This is a genomic window from Nocardia sp. CWNU-33, from assembly GCF_046764895.1.
Lineage (GTDB): Bacteria > Actinomycetota > Actinomycetes > Mycobacteriales > Mycobacteriaceae > Nocardia.
Map to the genome: position 1 here is coordinate 22905 of NZ_JBKOQN010000019.1, position 23074 is coordinate 45978.

Here is a 23074-nt window from a genome sequence, read left to right on the forward strand (position 1 = left end):
CAGCAGCTCGACCGACCATCAGCAGACCCGCCGACGCTGGTTCCCGCGTCTGCTGTACGGCAGGGCAGAAGGAACATTGACGACGAAAGTAGCGCTAAGGAGTTAAGTAGCCGCATACTATCTGCCATAGGTCGCGGGTCGTTCTGGTCCGACGGAGCCGTCAGTCGAGGTGACTCGGGAAACTATCTGCCGTACAACGCAATCGGATCGTATCCGAAGCGGTACGAACTACCAGTTGGACGGCGCTCCATGCCGCTACGCCGGATCTTCGGCGGATGCTCCCTATCCCCCTTGGACCGCCCGTAACTTCTGCCTACGACATGAGCCGGTAGTCCGCGATCTCGACTCGGCGGGTGCGTCGGTCGTATTCACTGACCAGTCCGGGCCAGTTCGCTGAGATCCGGCCGGTTTCCGAGCGATACCAGCTCGCACAGGAAGCCCATACCGTCGAGGCGAGCCTGCGCTGCAGCTCGGTATCGTAGTGTCGCTCGATGTCGGCGCGAACGTCGAGCGCGGTTCCCGGACGAGTGTCGAGATGCTCGATGAGTTGGCGGATGTAGCGTGCTTGGCGTTCGAGCATGTAGATGATCGACCCGGAGCCGAGATTGGTGTTCGGGCCATACATGATGAACAGATTCGGAAAACCGGGAACCGCGATGCCTAGGTAGGCCCGCGCGCCTGCGGCCCACACATCGTGCAGGTCGCGACCGTTGTGATCTCGGATCTTCATCGGCGCCAGCAGTTCCTGCGCCAGGAAACCTGTCCCGTAGATAATGGCGTCGACGTCGTGCTCAACACCGTCGGCAGTCCGGATTCCTCGGGGGGTGATCTCGGTGATGGCCTCGGTCACCACGTGCACATTGGTTTCGGTGAGCGCGGCATAGAAGTTGTTGCCGAATAGCACACACTTGCACCCGATCGGATAGTCCGGCGTCAGCGCCGCCCGCAGTTTCTCGTCCGGAATTTGTATGCGCAGATTCCATTTCGCGATCCAGCCGACAAAGCGTGCGATGCTTCGATTCCCCACAAGGCCCAAGGCGGCAAGTTCCCCGCCCGACCAGCACAGCAGCCGCTCCGCGCTTTGCAGCAGTGGCCTCCGCCGAAAAGTCAACCGGTGCAGACGACCGTACGCGGTGTCCGGCTTCGGCAGGATGTAAGGAGCCGATCGCTGAAAGACCGTCAGATCGGCCACCACCGGCTGGATCCGCGGCACGAACTGGACGGCGCTCGCACCGGTTCCGATGACCGCCACCCGCTTGTCGGTGAGTTCGTAGTCGTGATTCCACTCCGCGGAATGGAAGCTGACGCCCGCAAATGACTCCCGGCCCGAGATTGCCGGAATTGCCGGTCGGGACAGCTGGCCGGTGGCGGGCACGAACACGTCAGCATCCAAAGTCTCGCCAGTGTTCGTCTCGATTCGCCACCGTAGCGTTGCCGCATCGAAGTCCGCGCCGGTTACCTCTGTGTTGAACCGGATGTGCGGGCGCAGACCGTAGTCGTCCATCAGCCGGTTCAGGTAGTCCTTGATATCGCGCTGCTCCGAATACCGTCTCGGCCAACTGGGATTCGGAGCGAATGAGAACGAGTAGTACGGCGACGGGACGTCGCATGCCGCACCCGGATAGGTGTTCTCCCGCCAGACTCCCCCTGCCTCGGATGCCTTCTCCAGGATGACGAAATCATGGTGACCGGAGCGCACGAGCTCCAACGCCATCGCCACCCCACCGAATCCTGCACCGACGATGACTACAGCCACAGACTCAGCCTAGCGCCGCATCCTCTGATGCGCTGGGGCTGTGATGACCAGTCCACCAACGGGATTGGCCGACCGGTACCGAGGGGAGTGGCGGCACTTCGCCCGCTGGTGCGCCGTGCACGACCGACCGATGTTCCCTACCGACACCGATACGCTCACGGGTTATCTCTTGCTACGGGAAAGTCAACGCTGATCGGGGGAGGTTTTCGCCCCAAAGGCACTCACCAACCGTCATCACCCCTATGGCGGAGACGTCAAAATTGGCCGTTACCAACATCTTCCGCGTCAGGGTGGTGTCAAATTGCCATTGATCGGCGGTAGATGACCGATGTGCCCAGTCAGGAGTGTTTGCGTGCCACGTGAAATCGATTCGGCTGTCTTCCCGCATCTGGATGCGGACCTGGGCCGCGTCCGTGACGTTCTCGGCCCCGTGCAGTTGCGGGGCAGGCCAGAGCTGACCGCACTCACAGACCAAGGACCGGACACCTCTCGTCGCCTGGTGCGTCCCACCTTGACGTTGCTGTCGTACTACCTGCTCACCGATCCCGCGGTCCCGGCCGACGACCGGGTGGTGCGCGCCGCCGCCGCTGTCGAGTTGATGCATCTGGGCTCGCTGTATCACGACGACGTCGTCGACCACGCGTACGAGCGTCGAGGCCGTCCCAGTGCCAACGTGGTGTGGGGTTCGCATATGGCCGTATTGGGTGGGGACTCGGTGACGTTCTCGGGCATGCGCATGCTGGCCGAACTCGGCCAGCGTGAAGTTCTCGCGGCGATGATCGCGGGCGAGGAGATGTGCGCGGGCATGGTGATCGAGGCCGCCGACCTCTATGTGGCCTCCCGCAGCGAGCAGTCCTACCTGGACACGATCGACGGCAAAACGGCGGCAGTGCTGTCGCTGGCATGCCGGGTGGGCGCGATGCAGGCCGGCCGCTCCGAGGATGAGGAACAGGCGCTGGCCGGGTTCGGTCGACACTTCGGGTTGGCCTACCAGCTGTATGACGACATCCTCGATCTGACCTCGACCGCAGAGGAAATGGGCAAGCCCGTCAACGCGGATCTGCCCGAGGGCATCTACACACTGCCCGTGATCCGCGCGGCCGCCCGCAACCGGGACCTTGCCAACCTGCTGCGCAGCAGAATGACGGGTGAGCAAGCCGCACGCGCTCACGAGCTGGTCATCGCCTCCGGCGCTGTGGACGAAGCGCGGGCTGTGGCCGAGGAATTCATCGACCAAGCCGGCGGTCACCTCGCCGCCGTGGCCGTTGACCCGCGCGCCCGCCACGCGATGACCGCCTACGTCCGGTCCATACTCGACCGGCGAACTTCTGGTCCCGCGGTCCCCGCGCAGGTGACGCAGCCACCCGGGGCCCACACTGATGGGCTCCCGCCGCAGCTCGCGCAATGGCTGAGGAGCTGGCTGGTGGACACCGGCCTTGCCGTCACCCCGGCCGAGGCCGAGTACCACCGGTGGATAGGAGCGTTCTGGGGCCGGGTACAGATCTTGCCGCCAGCGGCGGACGCGGCCCGTGAACAGACCGCCTACGCCATGGCCGTGCTGACCCTTATGTGGGACGACCTCTTCGAGGATCCGCAGCTGAGGGCCCCGGAAGCCGTGACCGCGCTGCGGCGTGGCATGGTAGCAACGCTGCGTCAGGACCCGGAGAAACCGTGGAGGTCCGGCGCGATCCCGACGGCGTGGGCGAGTTTGTGGCCGCGCCTGCGCGAGGGCCGCACCACCCGCTGGCAGGAGCGGTTCCTCGACGGCATCGAGGAATGGTGCGAAGCCGCCGAACGCGAAGCGCACCATCGCATCAATGGCTACATCCCCTCCACGGCCGACTACCTGCCGTTGCGGATGTCGATCAGTGGGGGCGAAACCGCCCTCGCCTGCGTGGAGGTGTACCAGGACCGGGAACTGCCGTCGAAGCTGCGCAACCACCCCGTGATCCGCCGTCTCGAGGAACTCGTCTTCTTTGTGACCTTCGTGGAGAACGACCTGGTGGGGTTGGATCAGGACGAGGCCGACCAAGTCCCCTACAACCTGGTGCGGGCGGTCCGTCACGAGACCGGCTGCACCCGCCGTGAAGCCGTCGAGCAGGTGCAGCGCCAAGTGGCCGAGCAGCGCGCCCAGCTCGAGGCGCTGATCCGCTACGTCCCCGCACTCTTCCGCGTGCTTCCCGGCATGTCGGGCCGGGGGAAGAACTACACGGAGATATACGTGAACCTGGCGAACGTGGGGCTCTGGGGGCGTGAGAGCGGTCGGTACGAGCAAACCTCCGCTTCCGCGGCGCCGGACTTGGAACGCTTGCGGCGTGAGATCTACCTCCCGGCCGCCGAACCGGCTCCTACTGCGGGGTAATTCCCGCACTCGGCTATAAGCGGGGTGTGTCCCGCGCGATCCGCCGTGGTGGTCGCGCGGGACACCCTTTCAGTGCTTCGCCGGCTGTCCGGACCTCGTCGATCCGGGCAGGCGGATCCACATCGTGGGTCGAAGGGACGAGCGGGTGTGCAGATGGAAGGCGACCAGTCCGACGAGGGCGCTCGCGGTGAACCAGGCCAGTTGCACGGCGAAACCCGCGATTGAGGTGGTGTCGGAGAAACCGGCCGCGGTCGAAGCCTGCATTGTCCCATACGAGGGCAGCCCAGGGGGTCGAGACTGGTAGAGGCCGGTATTCGAGTGTTCGGTATTCCATCCCCTGCGTCGGGGTGGTCAGCGGCTGCGGTCGCCGGGTGCGTAGCTTTTCGGGCCTTTCCCCGGCCGCGGTCCAGATCCGGTGCATGTGGTGGGCGGAGAAGCCGAGGGCGGCGGCGACCACGGGCCGCGCGGAACATGTGTCGGCAACGTCCGTGGTCAGGGTGCCTTCTTCGCATAGGGTTTCTCTGTTGATCAGTACGCGCCGCATTCCACTCGAGAAGGGGTACCCATGATTCACCGAACCGCGGCCGCTGCACTGGCCGGACTGTTCACCCTTGCCGCGCTCGGCACCGCTGCCGGTGTCGCCGTGGCGACACCGGCAGGGGCCAGCCACGTTCCGGGCGGCGGCATAGTGCTGATCCAGGACGAGAAGGACGGCGCCAGCACGGACGGCGGGAAGGGCGGCAAGGGCGAGAAGGGCGGCAAGGACAAGAAGAAGTGGGACGGCAAGAAGGGCGGAGGGAAGGGCAAAGGCAAGAACGGCCCTGCATGAGGACAGCAACGCCGAACCCGACGACAACGACAAGCCCGATCGCGACGCCGGTCGGCGATCGGTTTGCGGTCCTCGTCATCCGCACAAGAACCTCTCCAGCTCCACCCTCGACAACGCCGGGAACCGGCCGTACTCGACAGCGCCCTCACCACGCACAGCCGCACATGAAACCACCAGCGGCGCAACGGTGCTCGGCATTCCACGGAATCAACAGAACAAAAAGATCGGTCCGTCGAAACGGGTGCTGAGCGTGACATTTTCTCGTCACTGGTCTCACGTGCCGCGACATGGCGATTCGCGAGCGAAGACAGTCAACGACGACCCAGCGCACCCCACGATCCACCGGCGAGACGGCGCGCACAGCACGAAACACCGGCGGTTGACCAGCCAGACCAGACGTCACTCGAAACCCCCAGATAGGTGTGAGGCACGTGAGGATGCAGGCTACCTAACTCACGTACCGAAGATCGTTGGGAGCACCCAAGATAACGCGGGTGTAGTCGTCGTAGTCGGGATCTGCGGCGTGCTGTGTGGCCAGCCCGCACTTGTATACGGCGTAGTCCCGCGCTTCGTCGGAGTGCGCCCGCAGCCAATCCCGAAAGAGGACAACGAACTTGGCGAACGGGGAGTCGAGCCTGCGAATGTGCAGGATGGCCGGCTCTTCTGGCGAATGGAACAGGCGCTTGTCGTACAGCTCAGGTGACGCTGCGCTGTCCCGGCGTGGGATGTCGCGGTACACACCGGGCGAGTCCGGCCGCGCGCCGGAGGCGGGCAGGAACCCTGTCGGTGCGAGGACGGTGGCGAGTTCGGCCAGCGTTGGTAGCACGGGCAGACACACTTGCAGATCGACGATCGGCTTGGCCGCCAAGCCGGGAACTGCGGTTGATCCGATGTGGTCGAACACGTACACCTCGGAATGGGGCCAATCACCAATCGCCGCACGTACGTTGTCCAACAGCCGATCCGCACGGATCGGCCACGAAGGGTCGTAGTCGACAATCTTCATATGTCCCACCCTCTCATCGGGATACGCGGTTGGTGGCCTGGTCCCGGTATCTTGGCGCGAGGACACGATCCTTCAGGCCCCACCTCGTGCCAGCTCCTCCACCACCAACGAGGCGATCAGTTCCACACCGAGATCCGGTGACGGATGAAGACCATCCGCATGCCACAAGCTGCGCGCGCTCGGCCGAGCGGGCAGTTCCAGCGACCAGCCGCTCAGAAGTCCGGCGGCCCTGACGAACTCCTGCCACACGTCGATGAAGACTGCCCCAGCATTGGCCGCGCACTCCGCGGCGGACTCGTTGTACCGCACCAATTCTCGATTGGCTGCTACGACATCCAGATCGGCCTCGGCGTCGGAACTCCACCCGATCGGCGGTACACCTATGCACACCAGCCGTGCCGCGCGACGTTTCAGGCACCGCAACATCTCCCGGTAGTTGGCCGTGAATTCCTCGATCGCCACCGCCTCGTCGACGCGCCGCTGAAATTGTCGGAGAACATCATTCGTCGCAACTTCGCAGGCTGCCACACCGTAGACCCTGTCGCCTGTGCGCTGAGCGCTGGCCAGCACATCACGGGACGTCGCTCCTCCCGAACCGTGATTCATGATCCGAAATACCTTGTGCGGGAATCTGATTTGCAGCGCAATGGACACGCGATGAACGTAGCCTCGGCATTCGACGCCCTCGACCATCACCGATTCCCCAACCCTCGGCAAGTTGGCCTGATCAACTAGCCGAGAGCTAACGCCCGCCGGATGCTCCGTCAAACTAGTGCCCCAAAACCCCAGCGTGACCTGTTCACCCACGCCTTCAGTTTCCATCAGTGATCGGGCTCTGAAGACGGGAACCAGTGAGCCAGCACTGCGGCCACCCCGTCCTCGGTCACCGGCGGGCACACCTCATCCGCAGCCGCTTGAACCACCGCTGGCGCCTGTCCCATCGCTACCCCCCATCCTGCCCAGCGGAGCATCTCCATGTCGTTGGTGCCGTCTCCGATGGCGAGGGTGCGACCGATGGGAACACCGAGTTCGGCGCGCAAGAACTCCAATGCCGACGCCTTGCTGACTCCGACCGCGGTCAGGTCGAGGAATGACTCTCCCGGGTACACCCAGCATTTCAATCCGGGAAGCGCGAACCCCGCGAGCGCCGCCACGAGGTCCTCGGTGGTGTGGTCCGGCCAGTGCGCCGCCAAACGGGTCGTGGGTTGCAAGGCCAGTTCGGCGACATCGACCTCCCGAACCGTGCCGAAGAAGGTGTCCGAGTCCGATACCGGGCCGGTGACTCGCACGCCAACACCCGGATCCTCCGCCACGAACACCGCACCCGGAAGTCGATCCTGAAGGTCGGCGACGACGGCGGGGAGCGGAAACAGGTACTGGTGGACTACCGCGCCGGTCGCGACATCAACCACTATCGCACCGTTGGAGCAGACCGCATACCCGACACGAATATCGAGTTCACGCAAGAACGGCAGAGTGGCCGGAGCGAGCCGCCCCGTGCACAACACCACATACGAGTTCGCCCGCTGTACCGCCCTGACCGCCGAACGCACCGCAACGGTGATGGTCGCGTGGGCGGCGCGGTCAGTGTGGCTTCCGTCGTTGCACAGCGTTCCGTCGACGTCTAACGCGACCAGAAGAGGAGTTTCCGGACGAACCGAGCCTTGGCCAGAGCCCGACACCGGAGAGGATTCAAGCCGCACCGCTAAGTTGTAGCAGTTACACCGTTGCGCCTCACCGAATCTCGTCAACCTGGGCTAATTGCCGCATATGCGAGGCCACCACGACTCAGGGCGCCAGACCTGCGCCTCGCAGGGGCAGCGCCATCGTCACAATCATTGAGGCCGGGTGCGTCCGGTGTGGGCGACTGCGGGGTGTGACGACGAAGTTCATGACGGGCGTAGAACGCAACTGCCCTGCCCCTGCTGCGCCGTCATAACTCCTACCGGCCAAGCTACCCACCCCGGGCGACAATCGGCTGTGGAAGACTATCGGCCCATGCCCAAGCTCCGCGTCGGTGTCCTGGTCTCGCACAACGGCTCCAACCTGCGCGCGCTGCACCGGGTATCACTGCAAACCGACGCGCAGTTCGAAATAGTGGCTGTGATCAGCAATAACAGTGGCTCGCTCGGGCTGGCGTATGCGCGCGAGAACGAGATTCCGACCCGCCATCTGTCGGGCAAGACCCATCCCGATCCCGACCAACTCGACGACGCCGTCCGCGCCATGTTCGTCGAGCACTCGGTCGAATTGGTCGTCACGGCCGGCTATATGAAGAAGCTCGGCCCGCGGACCCTCGAGGAGTTCGCACCCCGAATCGTCAACGTGCACCCTGCACTTTTACCGCTTTTCGGCGGCACTCAGATGTTCGGCGCCCGCGTTCACCAGGCTGTTCTCGATGCCGGGGCCAAGGTCAGCGGCCCGTCTGTCCATCTGGTCGAAGACGAATACGACACCGGCGAGGTCATCGCCCAACTCGAGGTCCCGGTCCTCGCCGACGACACCGTCGACACACTCGCTGCCCGTGTGCTGGCCGCCGAGCACACGCTGCTGCCTCTGGTCGTGCAGCAGATCGCCACCGGACACCGTCTCTACCTCAACCTTCGGCCCTGACGGTGCCTCGTAGACACCCGTTTCTCCCGTTCACCAACATCATTGGGGTATCGCATTGTCCGAACGCTCGCGCGTAGCTGTCTGGTTGAACGGCAGTTTCGGCTCCGGAAAGTCGACTCTGGCCAAAGCGCTGGTCGCCGCAGATCAGCGATGGCGGATCTTCGATCCCGAGTACGTCGGATTCATGCTCGCCCCGCAGTTCCCCGAGTGCGAGATCGCCGACTTCCAGGATCTTCGCTCATGGCGGCGCCTTGTGCCGATCGTCGCCCACGAGCTCGCCGAGGAGACCGGCCAGCCTCTGCTGATCGTCCAGACCGTACTGAACCAGCGGTACTGGCGCGAGATCGCCGACAGCATTCGCGGACAAGGGTATTCGCTGCACCACGTGCTGCTCGACGTCCACCCCGACGCGTTGGACGAGCGCATCACCGCAGACCGCGACCTGCCCGCCGCGGCTGAGTGGCGTCGACAGCACATCCCCGCCTTCGCCGACGCCCGCCGCGAATGGCTCGCCTCCGCAGCCGATCTCGTGATCGACACCACCTCGATCAGCGCACCGCAGGCCGGCGGCCAACTCGCCGACGCGCTCGCATCCTGGACTGCCAGCACACCCGCGGCGGCCCCGATCCTCACCGACGCACACTGCATGGTCGTGCTGCGCGGTCACCGAGCCGAGGACATTCCGGCGATCGTCGAGCAGTGCCACGACCGGGCAATGCTCGAATACGCCCGCATCCCCCGCCCCTACAACCTCGAGCACGCCCATCAGCTACTCGACCTCGCCCGCAGCAGCTGGGCCCAGCCCTGCGCCGTTTCGCCGCGATTCTGGGCGATCACCACCCGCTGTGAGGAAGGCGAGTACGCGTTCGCCGGGACAATCGACTACCGGCCCACCGGCCACGGCACCGCCGAAGTCGGATACGGGCTACACCCCGCCTTTCGCGGTGCCGGCCTCATGTCGATCGCGCTGGGCCTGGTCCTCGACCATGCCTTCGAGCACGACGGGCAGCACCTGATGGCTTGGCAGGCCGCTGTCGGCAACTTGGCCTCGGCAAAAACAGCGTGGCGCAACGGATTCCGATTCGAGGGCCGCGTGCGCGGGCTATGCCTGTGCCCTGACGGCGGCTTCTCCGATGGCTGGATCGCCACCCTGCACCGAGACGATCCCCGCACCCCCACCCGGCCCTGGTCGGAAACGATCGACGTGCTCGGCGCTGCCGATCTCCGTTGACGGGCCCGCCGATTCGTGTTCACCACCAGCGATTCGCGTAGAAAGGGCCTTATGGTCTCGGAATTCGATCGGCACTTGGATGCATTCCGTCGCTACCAGGAGACCCCGTGGGGCCGATTGCGCTACGAGCAGGTCGCGACCAACCTCGCTCGCCACCTACCGCACCGGCCGCTGAGGGTCCTCGACGTCGGCGGCGGCAACGGCCTGGACGCGCTGCACCTGGCAGCCCTGGGCCACCGCGTCACGATCGGCGACACCTCCCAGGCATCGCTCGACGAGGCCATAACGCTGGCCGGAAGCAACGGTTGCACGGAACTGCTCGAGACACGCCTCGCCGACATCGAAGCCCTGGCCGGCGTCGCGGCAGAAGGATCGTTCGTGTGGTCCTGGCCCACAACGTGCTCCAATACGTGCCCGGCCGGGCCGAAGTGCTCGCGGCGATGGTGTCGGTCCTGGCGCCCGGGGGCTTGCTGTCGGTGCTCGTGCCCAACCCCGCCAGCGACCCGTTGATCGCCGCCGTGCGGCGCGGGGAGCTCGCCGAGGCGATACGGCTGCTGGACGCCCCAACCCGGCCCGCACTCACCTACGACGTCGAGGTCGACGCGATCACCGCGACCGAGCTGGCCGCCGACATGATCACCGCAGGCCTGGGCCGACCGGTCCGCTACGGGGTGCGCGCGGTATGCGATCTGATCAGCGACGACGAGGCCAAACACGACCCTCAGTTTTTCGGCGAACTGCTGCGGTTGGAGAACCTGCTCGCCGACCGACACCCCTACCTCGAAACGGCCCGCTTCGCCCATCTGATCGCACTGAAACCCGAAACCGCCCCAGTGTCCCAGCGCTCCCCCGGAACTGCTGAGTAGAAATTAGATCGAAGGGATCCGACCATGGACGAGACAGACCCGTTCGACGACCTCGAGCCGGGTGAGAAACAGCGTCTGTTCGAGCTCGGAGCAGCCGAGATGCGAGGCGAAACCGCCGAGGCCGGGTGGAAGATGTACCAGGAGTTCGAAACACCGCTGGGGATCCGCCGCTACACCAACGTGCGGACCCTCGAGGACGGGCGCGTGCAGGCACGCGAGTACCGAGTAGATCGCAACGATCCGCAGACGATCTTCGACCTCGAGATGGACCGCTACCTGATCGAGAACGGCGTAATCCATGAGGTCCACTGGATCACCGCCGAGTGAAAGCCACCCTGCCAGTACTGGACCTGTTGGCCGCCGCCCTGGCCACGGCGTCTGAACCCGCGCAGCGCGTGCGACTGATCAACGAAGGAGTTCTGCCGTGAGTGCGCATCAAATCGCGTTCGCCCGAGTATTTGTCGTGAGCCCCGTGGGTCAGGTCTTGCTGGTCCGTGACCACTTCGGGTACTGAATCTACCCGGCGGCAAAGTCGAGCCAGGTGAGATGCCCGCAGCAGCCGCTGTCCGAGAGATACGGGAGGAGACGGGCCTGACGATCGTGGAGATCGAGGAAGTCCATCACGATGAATACGAGTTCGACGGCGTTTCCTGGACCGGTTGCTTCTACCGGGCGCAGTGCGTCGCCGGTCAGCCTGCGCTGCAAGAACCTGACAAGGCAACCGAACTCGCCTACCGCGACCTCGCCGAGGTGGCGTTCCATCCGGCGGTTTCGGCGGCGATGACGGCCCTGTGGATCGGGCTCAGCCCTGATCTCGGGCCGACCGCGCATCGGCCGCAGATTCAACGCTACTGCGCGCCGTAGACCTGTGGGTCGGGGTCCAGTGCGGTGGCCGCCGTCGAGCGCGAACGACGATAATGCCTGACCTGCCAGACTTCGACATGGTCAACACTCGTCGGCATCCCGTGATCGGCATCGTTTCCGGCCCTCCAGGCTCAGGGAAGTCGACCCTGGCTCACGCGCTTGCCACCGACATCGGCGTCCCCGCGATCATTCGCGACGAGATCAAGCAGGGCATGGTCGCGGGCACCGCACCAACCAGCAACACCGGGTACGAAGACCTCAACATCCCCGTCATGCACACCTTCTTCGACGTGCTGACCCTGCTCGCCCGCAGCGGTGTCAGCGCGGTCGCCGAAGCTGCGTTCCAGGACAAACTCTGGCGCCCGAACCTACTCGAGCTGAGCGAGTTCGCCGAAATCCGCATCATCCACTGCATCGCGCCGCAACAGGTGCTCCACGACCGCATCACCCACCGTGCCGAGCGCGACCCTCACCGGCGCACGCACAACGACGCCGACCTCATCGCCGAGATCGCCGCCGGAACCCGCACTGCAGACTCCTTCGTGCCGGTGAAGCTGGACGTCGCGGAAATGACCGTCGACACCGCCAACGGATACCAACCAGGCCTGGACGCCATCGCACGATTCATCACGAACAGCCCTCACGACACCCAGACCCCGGTCGACTTGGACAGAACCACATAACCGACCAAGTGACGAACTCTCAATAGAGGCGAAGCCGATGAACGAACCGCAGATTCCGCCAACCGCACGCAACGCCGACGAACAAATACGGGAAGCTATCGCCGCCGAGATGCAACTACTTGACCCGGCCGTTCGACGATCACGCGAACTTGCCGAAGCGCTGCTGGATCCAGAGTTCGTGGAGGTTGGCGCATCTGGTCGACGATGGGATCGGCACCAAATGCTCGCGGAGTTACCAACGATGTCGGGTTCGGCGGGCAATCAGCGGGTCGAGGTCTCCGACGTTCGCGGAGTACTACTGGCACCAGGCCTGGTGCACCTGACCTATCAGACCAACCGCGATGGGCGGCAAGTACTTCGATCTTCGTTGTGGCGCAAGGATTTTGCCGCCACCAGCTGGAGGATGTACTACCACCAGGGAACTCCAATAAAGGAATGATGACGATATGACCGAGACCTCGTCGTCTGCGTCGACACCGCCGAGCTGGCCTGTGCAGCCCGACTACCGCGAGGATCTGTATCGCGGGACGGCGGATCACTAGGGTCGGTATCGACCGACTTACCCTGAGCCCCTATTCGAGGACCTACTCCGTCGGACGGGTCAAGGCGGCCTTCTCATCGACCTTGCCTGCGGCACAGGCGAAATCGCGATTCCGCTGCACGACCGGTTCGCCGACGTCCAGGCTGTTGACCTCGAACCCATCGGGCGCTGGAAGGACCGGACCGCCGTGCCGCCGGGGCTCCGGGGACGGAGTGACCTGGTCTCTTGGGCCAAGGCCGCGTGCCTACGCCGGGCACACCCACCCCGGAGGCACCGGCGGCGCGACCTTGACCTATACCACCCCCAGCATCGTCGAACTGGCCGAGGCGTTGAGCGCGATCACCGGACAGCCCCATCCCCTCGCACGCGCCGTGCGACACCCACTTGCGCCGAGAACGGGAAGTCACACGCGGTAACGTATGACGCTATGAACCCGCAGATAGAGCGAAATCGCTCAGATTATGCGACTGAGGTAACCTGACGTCACATGAGTACCGATCTGTTGGGCAAGAGCGCACTGGTCACCGGGGCCAGCCGGGGTATCGGCAAGGCGGTGGCGGCCGAATTGCTGAGTCGCGGCGCAAACGTGCTGATCACCGCGCGCAAACCGGAGCCATTGGACGAGGCAGCCGTCGACCTGCGAGCGCTCGGCCATCAGGGTGAGGTGGTTGCGCTCACGGGCAACTCCGGCGATGCGGAGAGCCGGGCAGCCGCGGTCGGACGGGCCGTCTCCGAGTTCGGCTCGCTGGACATCCTGATCAACAACACCGGCATCAACCCGGTCTACGGCTCGCTGATGGAGGCCGACCTCGACGCCGTCCGCAAGATCTTCGACGTCAATGTCGTCGCCGCACTCGGCTACATCCAGGAGGCGTATAAGGCCTGGATGCGCGACAACGGCGGCGCGGTCGTCAACGTCGCCAGTGTCGCGGGCATCCGCTCCTCGGGCGTGATCGCCGCATACGGCGCGTCCAAGGCCGCCCTGATTCGCCTCACCGACGAACTGGCCTGGCAGCTCGGCCCGAAGATCCGGGTGAACGCGGTCGCCCCCGGCGTTATCAAGACGAAGTTCGCCGACGCCCTCTACTCGGCGGACGAGGAAGCGGCCGCATCGGTGTATCCGCTCAAGCGTCTCGGTGCGCCGGAGGACGTGGCGAAGCTGATCGGTTTCCTGGTCTCCGACGAGGCCGCCTGGATCACCGGTGAGACAGTCCGTGTCGACGGCGGCTTGCTCTCCACCGGCGGCATCTGACTCGTCCCGCTGAATTCGATGGCCGTTCGGTGCATACCGAGCGGCCATCGGCCATTCGGGTCGTCACACTCGTGCGGGCCTGCGGTGCTCGTCCTGGCTGCGCATGGGCGGTGCGGAACCGCCTTCGTCGAAACCGAAGCGGGCGTGCAGCTTCTCCAGCGGACCCGGCGCCCACCAGTTCCAGTCGCCGAGCACCTTCATCACCGCGGGCAACAGGAATCCGCGCACCAAGGTCGCATCGACGAGCACGGCCAATGGCAGACCGATACCGAAGGCCTTCATGAAGGTGATGTCGGAAGCGAGAAAGCCCAGGAATACCAGCGAGATCAGCACGGCCGCCGCGGTGACGATGCGGCCGATACGTTCCAGCCCGAACGCCACCGCCGACTCGTTCTTGCCGGTGCGCTCGTACTCCTCGAGAATTCGGGACAGCAGGAACACTTGATAGTCCATCGCCAGCCCGAAGGCGACGCCGAACAGCATCACCGGCACCGTCGGCGGTAGATCGCCGGTCACGGTGAAGCCGAGCAGCCCGGACAGGTGCCCGTCCTGGAAGATCCAGACCAGTGCGCCGAAGGTCGCGGTGAGGCTGAGCACGCTCAGCACGATGGCAACCAGTGGCAGTACCACGCTGCCAGTCAGCAGGAACAACACGATCAGCATCACGATCACCACGAAGCCGAGCGCGGTCGGCAGCGTCGAGATCACCGAATCGATGGCGTCGGCATTGGCCGCGGCGATGCCGCCGACCAGCACCCGCGATGGCGCCGGTACCGCGCGCACGTCGCCGGCCACCCGGTCCAGTGTGTCCGGATCGGTCGTATCAGGAAGCACCGCGAGGTATGCGGCGTCGGTGGCGCCGAAGCGCTTGTGCTGCTCGGTCGGCTGTGCGAGGAAGCCGCCGTGCGAGTAGCTACCGGTGGCGGTGTCCACGCGCGCCACGTTTTCGACTTCCGAGAGCTTCCTCGCGTACGCGTCGAGTCCTTCTGCGCTGTCGGGCAATACAGCGACCAAGCTGTTGGCGTCGGTCGCGGTGAAATCGCGCTGGATGATCTCGGTGACCTGTCGATTGTTCATCGACTCCGGCAGTGCCCGCTCATCCGGGAAACCGAGTTTCACCCCGAGGAACGGCGTGCCGAGCAGTAACAGTAGCGCTGCGACCACCAGGCCGATGGGCACCGGACGACGCATCACGAAAGTCGCGAGGCGATGCCAGAAACCCTCGCCGGGCGCGGGCCGGGGCGCCCGCAGGAACCAGCCGAGCTGGCCGCTATCGATGCGGGTGCCGATCAACAACAGGATCATCGGCAGCACGGTCAGTGACACCGATGCCGCGATCACCGCGACCGCAAGGCCTGCGTACCCCATCGAACGCACCGCGAGCAGCGGGAAGAACAGCAGCCCGGACAGTGCGACACCGACCGTGACGGCGGAGAAGGCAACTGTCCGACCTGCCGAACGCATGGTCGCGCGCACCGCCGCGGCCGGCTGCGCACCAATGGCGAGTTCGTCACGGAAGCGGTTGATGATCAGCAGGCTGTAGTCGATCGCCAAGCCGAGTCCGAGCAGAGTCGCGACATTGGTCGCGGTCGCGGCCAGATCGGTGCACAGGGTGATCAACCACAGCGCGCCCATGGTGATCATGACGGTAACTAGGGCGACGACCAGCGGCAGACTGGCCGCAACCAGGCCGCCGAACACGAACAACAGCGCGAGCAGGGTGACCGGAAAGGCGATGGATTCGCCGAGCACCGCGTCCTGCTCGCTCTGTTGCACGGTCTCGTGCAACAGCATTGCGTAGCCACCGACCCGAACATCGAGCACGCCATGCCTACCGCCGTACTTGTCGGCGAGACCGCCGACTTTTCTGTCGACGTCCGCTTCGTCGCCCAGAATGCTGGCGACGATCAGCCCTTTGGCACCATCGGTGCTGGCGAGCGCGGGCGGCTGGCCGTCGGTCCAATACGACGCGACACCCGAGACATCGGACTCGTTCTTCAGCCGCTGCGCCAACTCGGCTGCTGCGGTGGCCGATTCCGGGTCGTCGACCGACTTCCGGGTCTGCACCAGCAGCACGAAGTTCGGCGCAGCCTGGCCGAATTCTTCGCGCAAAATCTCGGTGGCGCGCGCGGATTCGGCGTCGGGATCGGAGTATCCGCCGCCTTGCACCCGATCGAACAGCGTCGAGCTGAGCATGCCCATCGCCAGCGCAAACACCGCGAATACGGCCAGGACCTGCCGGCTGCGCCGCCTGGTCAGTTCGAACACTGCCTTACCCCTAACTCCTTATGCCGCAGCGCGTCCTGTGACGCGGCAACAGCTCGCCCGGCTTTCGCCACCAATCTGGCGTTCCCGCATCGGGCAACAGCCCAGGGTGAACCAGCGCGCCGATCACCGTTGACCACCGCGCAACCGGGTATCGGGCGCTGGCGTCGGCGCTCGGAGATCGTAACAACCGGACCGGCAAATCCGGTGAGCGAGAACACAATTCCCGCAACTGCCGAGCAATGCGTGCGAGCATCACTTCGACACTCGCGGAAAGTAGCTACCACCTGGGGATTTCACTCGACCGAGTGCGGATGGAGACCGACGTGCCCACCGCCGTCCGGGACCCGAATATGAAATGGATCACCGTCCGGTCGGCGAATGGCCACCAGAGATCTTCGGTGTCACACGCCCCCACTAAGCTCGGCCCGACGAAAGGACGCGCGCGACCGATGCCCGGATTCGAATCCACCTCACACTGGCAACTACATCGCACGACAGGCGTGGCATGACCGCAGACATCATCGTGTGCGGCCTCGGCCCCGCAGGTCGCGCGTTGGCGCATCGCAGTCTCGCCCATGGCCTTTCGGTCACCGCCATCGATCCGTTCCCGGACCGGCTCTGGTCGGCGACCTACGCCGCCTGGGAAGACGAGCTGCCCGCGTGGCTGGACCCGGCAGCTGTCGGCGCGACGGTCGATGAGCCGACAGCGTGGGGCACGCTGGGCCACCGCATAGCGCGACGCTATGCCGTTCTCGACACACCTCGACTACAGGACTCCCTCGAGTTGGCCGGCGCGGACGTGATCGCCGACCGAGTCGTCGGCCTCGAGCGTCACTCGGTGTCGTTGGCGTCGGGGACGGTGCTGAACGGCGCCCGGGTCATCGACGCCCGCGGCATCGCCCGCTCCGCCGCCTTGGCCGAACAGACCGCATACGGGGTGGTCGTCGCCGACGGCCGCGTCGACCCGCTGTTCATGGATTGGCGCCCGGACAACGGCGCACATCCGGAGGCGCCGCCGTCCTTCCTGTACGCGGTGCCCCTCGGCGGCGGTGCGATGCTGCTCGAGGAGACCTGCCTCGCCGGACGGCCTGCACTCGACGGCGCGGTATTGCGCGATCGCCTCGAGCACCGATTACGCTCCCGCGGCATCGAACTCACCGGAAACGAACCGGTGGAGCGGGTGCGTTTCCCGATTGAGGGCGGCCGGCCGGGGGCGCGAAGGTTCGGCGCCGCAGGCGGTTTCACCCATCCTGCCACCGGATACAGCGTCGCGGCCGCGCTCACCGCCGCCGACGCGGTAGCGGCAGGAGACTCGCCGTGGTCCGCCGCGGAACGGGCGGTCCACCTGCTGCGGGCGGCCGGCCTGCGTGCTCTGCTCGCCTTGCCGCCTGCCGAGATTCCGGTCTTCTTCGATGTCTTCTTCTCGCTGCCGCCCGAGTTGCAGCGGGCGTATTTGTCCGGGCGAACCGATCTCGGCGGCACGCTCGGTGCCATGCGGACGCTGTTCGCCGGATTACCCCCCGGAATGCGGCGCCGAATCGCCGCGGCGACACTGCGGATTCCGGTTCGCTCGCGTATTCGAATTCGTTCCGCCATCATGGGAGCATGAGGGCGATCTGGAAGGGCTCGATCGCATTCGGGCTGGTAAACGTCCCGGTCAAGGTCTACACCGCCACCGAGGACCACGACATACGGTTTCATCAGGTGCACGCCAAGGACGGCGGGCGAATCAAATATGACCGGGTGTGCACGGTCTGCGGAAAGTCCGTGCAATACGCCGATATCGACAAAGCCTACGAATCGCCCGAGGGCGACAAGATCATTCTCACCGACGAGGACTTCGCAAAACTCCCCGCGGCCGAAAAACACGAGATCCCGGTCCTGCAATTCGTGCCGTCGGAGCAGATCGACCCGATCTTGTTCGACAAGAGCTACTACCTCGAGCCCGACTCGAATACGCCGAAGGCTTATGTACTGCTCGCGACAACGCTGGAGCGCATCGACCGTACCGCGCTCGTGCACTTCACGCTGCGGCAGAAGACCAGACTTGCGGCGTTGCGGGTGCGCGAGGGGATGCTGGTGCTGCAGACGCTGCTGTGGCCCGACGAGGTCCGAGCGGCCGAATTCGAGTCGCTCGACGGCGTCGCCGAGCCCAAACCACAAGAGATCAAGATGGCCGAGACGCTCGTCGAGACCATGTCCGACGATTTCGATCCCGGCCAATACACCGACGAGTATCAGATCGAACTCCAGCGGGTGCTCGACGATGCCATCGCCAGCGGCACCGGCAAGGTGGCCGGCCGGCCCGAGTCGGTCCCCGCCGAGATGGATGCCGAGGTGGTCGACCTGGTCGCCGCATTGCAACGCAGCCTGGAAGCCAGCGGCCGCCGCGCCACGTCCGGCCATGGCAGCAGCGAGAGCGCCGGCAAGAAGGCCGCCCCTGCGAAGAAGGCGGCAGCAAAGAAGGCCGCCGACAAACCGGCGAAGAAGCCCGCGAAGAAGGCGGCTGCCCGCAAGGGGGCGTGAGTCGCTCGCACCGAGCGGACAGCCGCAACGGTCACTCTGTTCGTCCGGCCCAATCCCGCCGAGCCCGAACCCGAGGATGCGCTGCCCGCGGTGGCACCGGGCACCAAGCGTGCCCTGATCCGTCGCAGCCGCCTCGCAGGTGAAGGTCGGGGCGCTCGCTGAACGCACCCCGACCCGGTCTGCTCAGAACATCCCGTGCGGGATCTCGGCGGCATCGGGCACCAGCTGCACGACGTCCCAGTGCTCGACTATGCGTCCGTCGACCAGCCGCCAGACATCGACCACGGCGAGGCCGCGCTCGTCGCCGGGCGGAATCATGTGGTAGTGCACGACCGCGAAGTCGGCATCGGTAATCACGCGTTTGATCTCCAACCGCCCGGCGGCGACCGGAGAGTTCGCGATGAATTCGATGAAGGCGTCGCGGCTGGAGGGATTGCCGGGACTGTGCTCGATGAAATTCTCGTGCAGCAGGTCGCGCAGGACCTCGATGTTGCCCCTCGCGAACTCGGCAAGGCCGTGCAGCACGAGTTGTTTGTTGTCGGCGGGCAGGGTGTTCTGTGTCATGGCGGTAACCGTCGCAGCGGTGCCGTGCGCGTGTCGATTACCAGGGATGTAATGGCGGCCGTCCGGTCGCGCGGTGATACTTGCCGCATGGATGAGGATCGCCGGGTCGGTGCGCTGCTGCGAGAGTGGCGCACCCGACGCAAGCTGACTCAGCTCGAGCTGTCGATCCGGTCCGGGATCTCCGCCCGGCACATCAGTTTCGTCGAAACCGGACGGACGATCCCCAGCCACGCAATGATCGAGCGATTCACCGAGCATTTGAATATTCCACTGCGCGAACGCAATAGGCTGCTGATTGCGGCCGGGCACGCGCCTACCTATCGACAGCGTCCGCTGGATGGTCCGGACCTCGCAGAGGCCGAGGCCGCGGTGCGGCGCGTCATGGCCGCGCAAGAGCCCTACCCGGCACTGGCTCTCGATCGCCACTGGAATCTCCTGTTCGCCAATACGGCCGCCGAGATCTTCTTTCACACTGTGCGTGGGGCGCTACTGGAGCCACCGATCAATATGATGCGACTCGGTTTGCACCCCGACGGATTCGCACCCCGGGTGCGCAATCTCGCCCAGGTTCGCGGCTTCCTGCTGCCGCGTCTCGCGCGCCAGGCCGCACATACCGGCGATCCCGAACTCGCGGCGTTGCACGAGGAGTTGAGCCACTACGCCACCGACACCGATCCGGTGCGCATCGACTCGGCCGACGTCGCGCTGACCATCCAGCTGAGCAACCGCGGCATGGATCTCTCGCTGTTCAGCACCATCACGACCTTCGGCGCGGCCTTCGACGTCACGTTCGACGAGATCACCGTCGAGTCCTTCTTTCCCGCCGATGCCGCAACCGCGGACTATCTGCACGCGCTCGCACGCGATACCTCGGATCGTGCTGCCGCGTTAGCGGATCCGTCGGGCTCGAGCCGCTGATCAGATCGTCTCCGCCGCGCGCGCCCTGCCTTCCTCGAAGAATATGAGCAGGTCCGCCTCGGCGTTCACTTCCTCGCGCGGGAGCAGCGCACCGAACGGCGCGTTCCAGAATGCGCCGCTGCGCGGCGTCCACGGCCCGACATAGGCGTAGGGACCGGGATGGGCATCGTCGCCGGGCGACACACCGTAGTTGACCTCGTTCAGGGTGCTGGACAGATCGAAATGCTCCGGCCACAGCACCGCGGTGGCATCGGGCGCCAAGCAGCGCAGCGCGGAATTGCCTAGGGCGAACCAGTCGGCGATCACCGCGGCCGCCGCCGTGTCGACCATGATCGGGTCATCGGGGTCGACGCCGGTGGTGTCTTTGTACACGCCCTCGGGCACCTCCGGTTGAAAGCCCGCTTTCGCGGCGACCTCGCGATATGTGCTGTCCAGCGGGATGCGACCCGCGGTGGTGACCAACTCGGTGCCCACCACCGAGACCGGCCATCGCACACCGCCGAAACCGCCGAGCACCGACCGCAAACGAATGGTTCCGAACATCCGATATTGCGGGCCCGCGATCAACAACTCCCCCGCGGCATGCAACGCCAGCCGGGTCTCCCGGTACTTTGCCTCGTCCACCCAACGAATCATTGCCGGTCAGCAGATCGCCCGCAGGTGTTTCGGCACCGAAATCGTCCGAGCGCCGAGTACGTAACTGTTCAGCGGTGCGCCAACCGGCCGAATACAGCGCTCGAACAGGCGAACCCGATCACGGCGAGACCGACACACCAGAACACGGCGACCGTGGCATCGTGCCCGGTGTCGGTGGAATCGAGCAGCCCGCGCACCGTGTCCACGACGGGCGTGGCCGGTTGATACTCGGCGAACCCGCGCAGCCACCCGGGCATGGTGGAGGTCTGCACGAAAGCGCTGCTGATGTAGGGGATGAACATGATCGCGTAGGTGAGCCCACCGGCGGCCTCGGGGTTCTTCGCGAGCAGGCCCAGCGCAACCGCGACCCACGAGATCGCCAGAACGAAAAGCGTGATCAGCGCGAACGCCGACAACCAGCCGATGACGCCGGTGTGGGGTCGGTACCCGAGAACGAGCGCAACGGCGACCGCGATCGCGATGGCAGCCAGATTGCGGACGACGCCTTCGGCGACGTGTCCGGCCAGCACGGCCTGCTTGAACATCGGCAGGGTACGGAACCGATCGATGCTGCCCCTCGTCATATCGGTCGACACACTGGTGGCGGTGATCGACGAGCCGAAACCCGTGCATAGCAACATGATTCCTGGCACCACATAGTCCAGGTAGGGCCCGCCGACGTCGATCGCCCCACCGAAAACGTAGGTGAACAGCATCATGACCAGGACCGGCATGAGCAGTGAGATGATCAAGGTGTCGCGACTGCGCAGGGTATGTCGCGCGCAGCGCCGGAACATGACGGCCGTGTCGGTGACAACGTGCGTTATCACCGGGCGGTGGCCTCGACAATGTCGGCGGTGCGGGCGCTGGCGTCGTCGGTACTCAGCGTCTTAGCGAATTCCGTTGCGCGAGTTCTACATTCTTTGTCGAGTATGGACGTGACGCCATGCTCGAGGCGAGCCGTGGTGAGCTTCGTGAACTTCAGGTGCGCGCCGACGCCGAGTCGCTCGACCTGCCCGCCCCACATGGGCTGCTCGAACGACACCGAGCACACCAGCGTCGGCAGTCCGGCGCGCAGGCTCTCGAACAGCGTCCCGATACCGCCGTGATGCACGGCGGCGGCGCAATGCGGAAAGACGATGTCGTACGCGAACGGCCCGACGACCTTCACATTCGGACCGGCTTGCGCGGCAGCGACATCCAGATCGCTCCAGCCCGCGCCCACCAGCGCGCGCACACCCAGCCGAGCCGACACCTCGGTAGCCATGGCCAACACGACTGCGGTGTCCCGGATCGGCATGCTGCCGAAGCCGAAGAACACCGGCGGGTCCCCCTCCTTGATCCAGGACAGAATGCCGGCGTGGTCACCGTCGAGGTCGCCGACCGCCGCACGGGCGGCATGGTCGAGGGTCAGAAAACCAGTGAACGGCCTACGCGCGTCCCATTGTTCGGGCAGCCCGGGAACCAACGCTCGATCGTAGATCTGCACTTCCGGAACATGCTTGCGGGCCAGCACCGCGGCGGTGCTCGCCATCGACTTCGGCAGGCCCAGTGTCGCCCGCAGATCGTTGAGGTAGCGCATGAACACCACGCGGCGCAGATTCTCCGCAAACGCCCAGGTTACGCGGTTGACCGGCGCGGGAGGACGCCACTGCGGCGGTAGCGCGCCGGGAAATGGATAGGCGCCATTGGCACGGCAGGGGAAATAGTGCAGGCTGACCAGCGGCACGCCCATTGCTTCGGCGACCGAACTCGCCCGGTCCTCGGTGACGGTGCTGGCGACGATCAGGTCGGCGCCCGCGCATACGTCGATGACCTCACGGTTCATCTGCTCGGCGTAGCCCGCCATCTGTCGCGCGACCAGTTGCATCAGGCGCAGGGTGTTGCCCGCTGCCAACGCCTGCTGCCCGGCGTCGGAGCTGTAGAGCTGCTGCACATCCGGCCCGCACGAGCGCGCGGCGAGTCCCGTACCGCTGACGAAATCGACCAGGTTGGGTGGCGCGCCGAGCAGCACGTCGTGTCCGCGCCGCTGCAACTCGAGTCCCAGTGCCACGACCGGCTGAACGTCACCTCGGGTTCCGGTGAGCGGAATCGCTATTCTCACGGTGCTTCTTTCGATGCTGTTGTGGTCCTGTCGGCACTGTGCTCCTATCGAGGTT

The 23074-nt window shown here is 65.4% G+C and carries 23 protein-coding genes; 13 read left to right on the top strand and 10 right to left on the bottom strand.

Annotation, left to right across the window (positions count from 1 at the left end):
• Nucleotides 1-313: 313 nt before the first annotated feature.
• A complete protein-coding gene (locus tag ACLMAL_RS24045; protein ID WP_412001147.1) occupies nucleotides 314-1756 on the bottom strand; it encodes a flavin-containing monooxygenase in 1443 nt (480 codons plus the stop codon).
• A gap of 352 nt (nucleotides 1757-2108) precedes the next feature.
• Between ACLMAL_RS24045 and ACLMAL_RS24050 the strand changes: the two genes are divergently transcribed.
• Complete coding sequence (locus ACLMAL_RS24050; protein ID WP_412001148.1) at nucleotides 2109-4118, top strand: polyprenyl synthetase family protein; 2010 nt, start codon at nucleotides 2109-2111, stop codon at nucleotides 4116-4118.
• Between the two features lie 69 nt (nucleotides 4119-4187).
• Here the strand turns inward: ACLMAL_RS24050 and ACLMAL_RS24055 are convergent, their stop codons facing one another.
• Complete coding sequence (locus tag ACLMAL_RS24055) at nucleotides 4188-4382, bottom strand: hypothetical protein (protein WP_412001149.1); 195 nt, start codon at nucleotides 4380-4382, stop codon at nucleotides 4188-4190.
• A 301-nt stretch (nucleotides 4383-4683) separates the two neighbouring features.
• Between ACLMAL_RS24055 and ACLMAL_RS24060 the strand changes: the two genes are divergently transcribed.
• Complete coding sequence (locus ACLMAL_RS24060) at nucleotides 4684-4947, top strand: hypothetical protein (protein ID WP_412001150.1); 264 nt, start codon at nucleotides 4684-4686, stop codon at nucleotides 4945-4947.
• 448 nt (nucleotides 4948-5395) lie between these two features.
• Here the strand turns inward: ACLMAL_RS24060 and ACLMAL_RS24065 are convergent, their stop codons facing one another.
• The 3 genes from ACLMAL_RS24065 to ACLMAL_RS24075 form a co-directional block, all read right to left on the bottom strand.
• On the bottom strand, nucleotides 5396-5953 hold the full coding sequence (locus ACLMAL_RS24065; protein WP_412001151.1) for a GrpB family protein: 558 nt from the start codon (nucleotides 5951-5953) through the stop codon (nucleotides 5396-5398).
• A 72-nt stretch (nucleotides 5954-6025) separates the two neighbouring features.
• A complete protein-coding gene (locus ACLMAL_RS24070) occupies nucleotides 6026-6775 on the bottom strand; it encodes an SGNH/GDSL hydrolase family protein (RefSeq protein WP_412001252.1) in 750 nt (249 codons plus the stop codon).
• Nucleotides 6775-7656 (bottom strand): HAD family hydrolase, encoded by an 882-nt coding sequence (locus tag ACLMAL_RS24075; protein WP_412001152.1) that lies wholly within the window; start codon nucleotides 7654-7656, stop codon nucleotides 6775-6777. The genes ACLMAL_RS24070 and ACLMAL_RS24075 overlap by 1 nt, the downstream gene beginning before the upstream one ends.
• A gap of 295 nt (nucleotides 7657-7951) precedes the next feature.
• Between ACLMAL_RS24075 and purN the strand changes: the two genes are divergently transcribed.
• The 8 genes from purN (at nucleotide 7952) to ACLMAL_RS24115 (ending at nucleotide 14003) form a co-directional block, all read left to right on the top strand.
• A complete protein-coding gene (gene purN / locus ACLMAL_RS24080) occupies nucleotides 7952-8566 on the top strand; it encodes a phosphoribosylglycinamide formyltransferase (RefSeq protein WP_412001153.1) in 615 nt (204 codons plus the stop codon).
• 85 nt (nucleotides 8567-8651) lie between these two features.
• Nucleotides 8652-9797: a GNAT family N-acetyltransferase gene (locus ACLMAL_RS24085; RefSeq protein WP_412001154.1), complete on the top strand. Its 1146-nt coding sequence runs from the start codon at nucleotides 8652-8654 to the stop codon at nucleotides 9795-9797.
• A gap of 51 nt (nucleotides 9798-9848) precedes the next feature.
• Nucleotides 9849-10307, top strand: coding sequence for a class I SAM-dependent methyltransferase (locus tag ACLMAL_RS24090; RefSeq protein ID WP_412001155.1), 459 nt, complete (start codon nucleotides 9849-9851; stop codon nucleotides 10305-10307).
• 380 nt (nucleotides 10308-10687) lie between these two features.
• Nucleotides 10688-10990 carry a hypothetical protein gene (locus ACLMAL_RS24095; protein WP_364779013.1) on the top strand — a complete coding sequence of 101 codons (303 nt, stop codon included), beginning with the start codon at nucleotides 10688-10690 and terminating at the stop codon, nucleotides 10988-10990.
• Between the two features lie 183 nt (nucleotides 10991-11173).
• The gene (locus ACLMAL_RS24100) at nucleotides 11174-11527 is read left to right on the top strand and encodes an NUDIX hydrolase (protein ID WP_412001253.1); all 354 of its coding nucleotides are present in this window, start codon (nucleotides 11174-11176) and stop codon (nucleotides 11525-11527) included.
• A gap of 53 nt (nucleotides 11528-11580) precedes the next feature.
• The gene (locus ACLMAL_RS24105; protein ID WP_412001156.1) at nucleotides 11581-12210 is read left to right on the top strand and encodes an AAA family ATPase; all 630 of its coding nucleotides are present in this window, start codon (nucleotides 11581-11583) and stop codon (nucleotides 12208-12210) included.
• A 37-nt stretch (nucleotides 12211-12247) separates the two neighbouring features.
• Nucleotides 12248-12649, top strand: coding sequence for a DUF4440 domain-containing protein (locus ACLMAL_RS24110; RefSeq protein ID WP_412001157.1), 402 nt, complete (start codon nucleotides 12248-12250; stop codon nucleotides 12647-12649).
• A gap of 589 nt (nucleotides 12650-13238) precedes the next feature.
• Nucleotides 13239-14003 carry an SDR family oxidoreductase gene (locus ACLMAL_RS24115; RefSeq protein ID WP_412001158.1) on the top strand — a complete coding sequence of 255 codons (765 nt, stop codon included), beginning with the start codon at nucleotides 13239-13241 and terminating at the stop codon, nucleotides 14001-14003.
• A gap of 63 nt (nucleotides 14004-14066) precedes the next feature.
• Here the strand turns inward: ACLMAL_RS24115 and ACLMAL_RS24120 are convergent, their stop codons facing one another.
• Nucleotides 14067-16271, bottom strand: coding sequence for an MMPL family transporter (locus tag ACLMAL_RS24120; RefSeq protein WP_412001159.1), 2205 nt, complete (start codon nucleotides 16269-16271; stop codon nucleotides 14067-14069).
• Between the two features lie 505 nt (nucleotides 16272-16776).
• Between ACLMAL_RS24120 and ACLMAL_RS24125 the strand changes: the two genes are divergently transcribed.
• Nucleotides 16777-17880, top strand: coding sequence for a lycopene cyclase family protein (locus tag ACLMAL_RS24125; protein WP_412001160.1), 1104 nt, complete (start codon nucleotides 16777-16779; stop codon nucleotides 17878-17880).
• Nucleotides 17877-18797, top strand: coding sequence for a Ku protein (locus tag ACLMAL_RS24130; protein ID WP_412001161.1), 921 nt, complete (start codon nucleotides 17877-17879; stop codon nucleotides 18795-18797). Before ACLMAL_RS24125 ends, ACLMAL_RS24130 begins: the two co-directional genes overlap by 4 nt.
• A 183-nt stretch (nucleotides 18798-18980) precedes the next feature.
• Here the strand turns inward: ACLMAL_RS24130 and ACLMAL_RS24135 are convergent, their stop codons facing one another.
• Complete coding sequence (locus ACLMAL_RS24135) at nucleotides 18981-19361, bottom strand: nuclear transport factor 2 family protein (RefSeq protein ID WP_412001162.1); 381 nt, start codon at nucleotides 19359-19361, stop codon at nucleotides 18981-18983.
• Nucleotides 19362-19448: 87 nt separating this feature from the next.
• On the opposite strand from ACLMAL_RS24135, the gene ACLMAL_RS24140 reads away from it, so the two are divergent.
• Nucleotides 19449-20279: a helix-turn-helix domain-containing protein gene (locus ACLMAL_RS24140; protein ID WP_412001163.1), complete on the top strand. Its 831-nt coding sequence runs from the start codon at nucleotides 19449-19451 to the stop codon at nucleotides 20277-20279.
• On the opposite strand, the gene ACLMAL_RS24145 is transcribed toward ACLMAL_RS24140, so the two are convergent.
• The 3 genes from ACLMAL_RS24145 to ACLMAL_RS24155 form a co-directional block, all read right to left on the bottom strand.
• Nucleotides 20280-20903, bottom strand: coding sequence for a hypothetical protein (locus ACLMAL_RS24145; RefSeq protein ID WP_412001164.1), 624 nt, complete (start codon nucleotides 20901-20903; stop codon nucleotides 20280-20282).
• A gap of 80 nt (nucleotides 20904-20983) precedes the next feature.
• On the bottom strand, nucleotides 20984-21745 hold the full coding sequence (locus ACLMAL_RS24150) for an ABC transporter permease (RefSeq protein WP_412001165.1): 762 nt from the start codon (nucleotides 21743-21745) through the stop codon (nucleotides 20984-20986).
• Nucleotides 21742-23019 (bottom strand): glycosyltransferase, encoded by a 1278-nt coding sequence (locus tag ACLMAL_RS24155; RefSeq protein WP_412001166.1) that lies wholly within the window; start codon nucleotides 23017-23019, stop codon nucleotides 21742-21744. Before ACLMAL_RS24155 ends, ACLMAL_RS24150 begins: the two co-directional genes overlap by 4 nt.
• Between the last annotated feature and the right edge of the window lie 55 nt (nucleotides 23020-23074).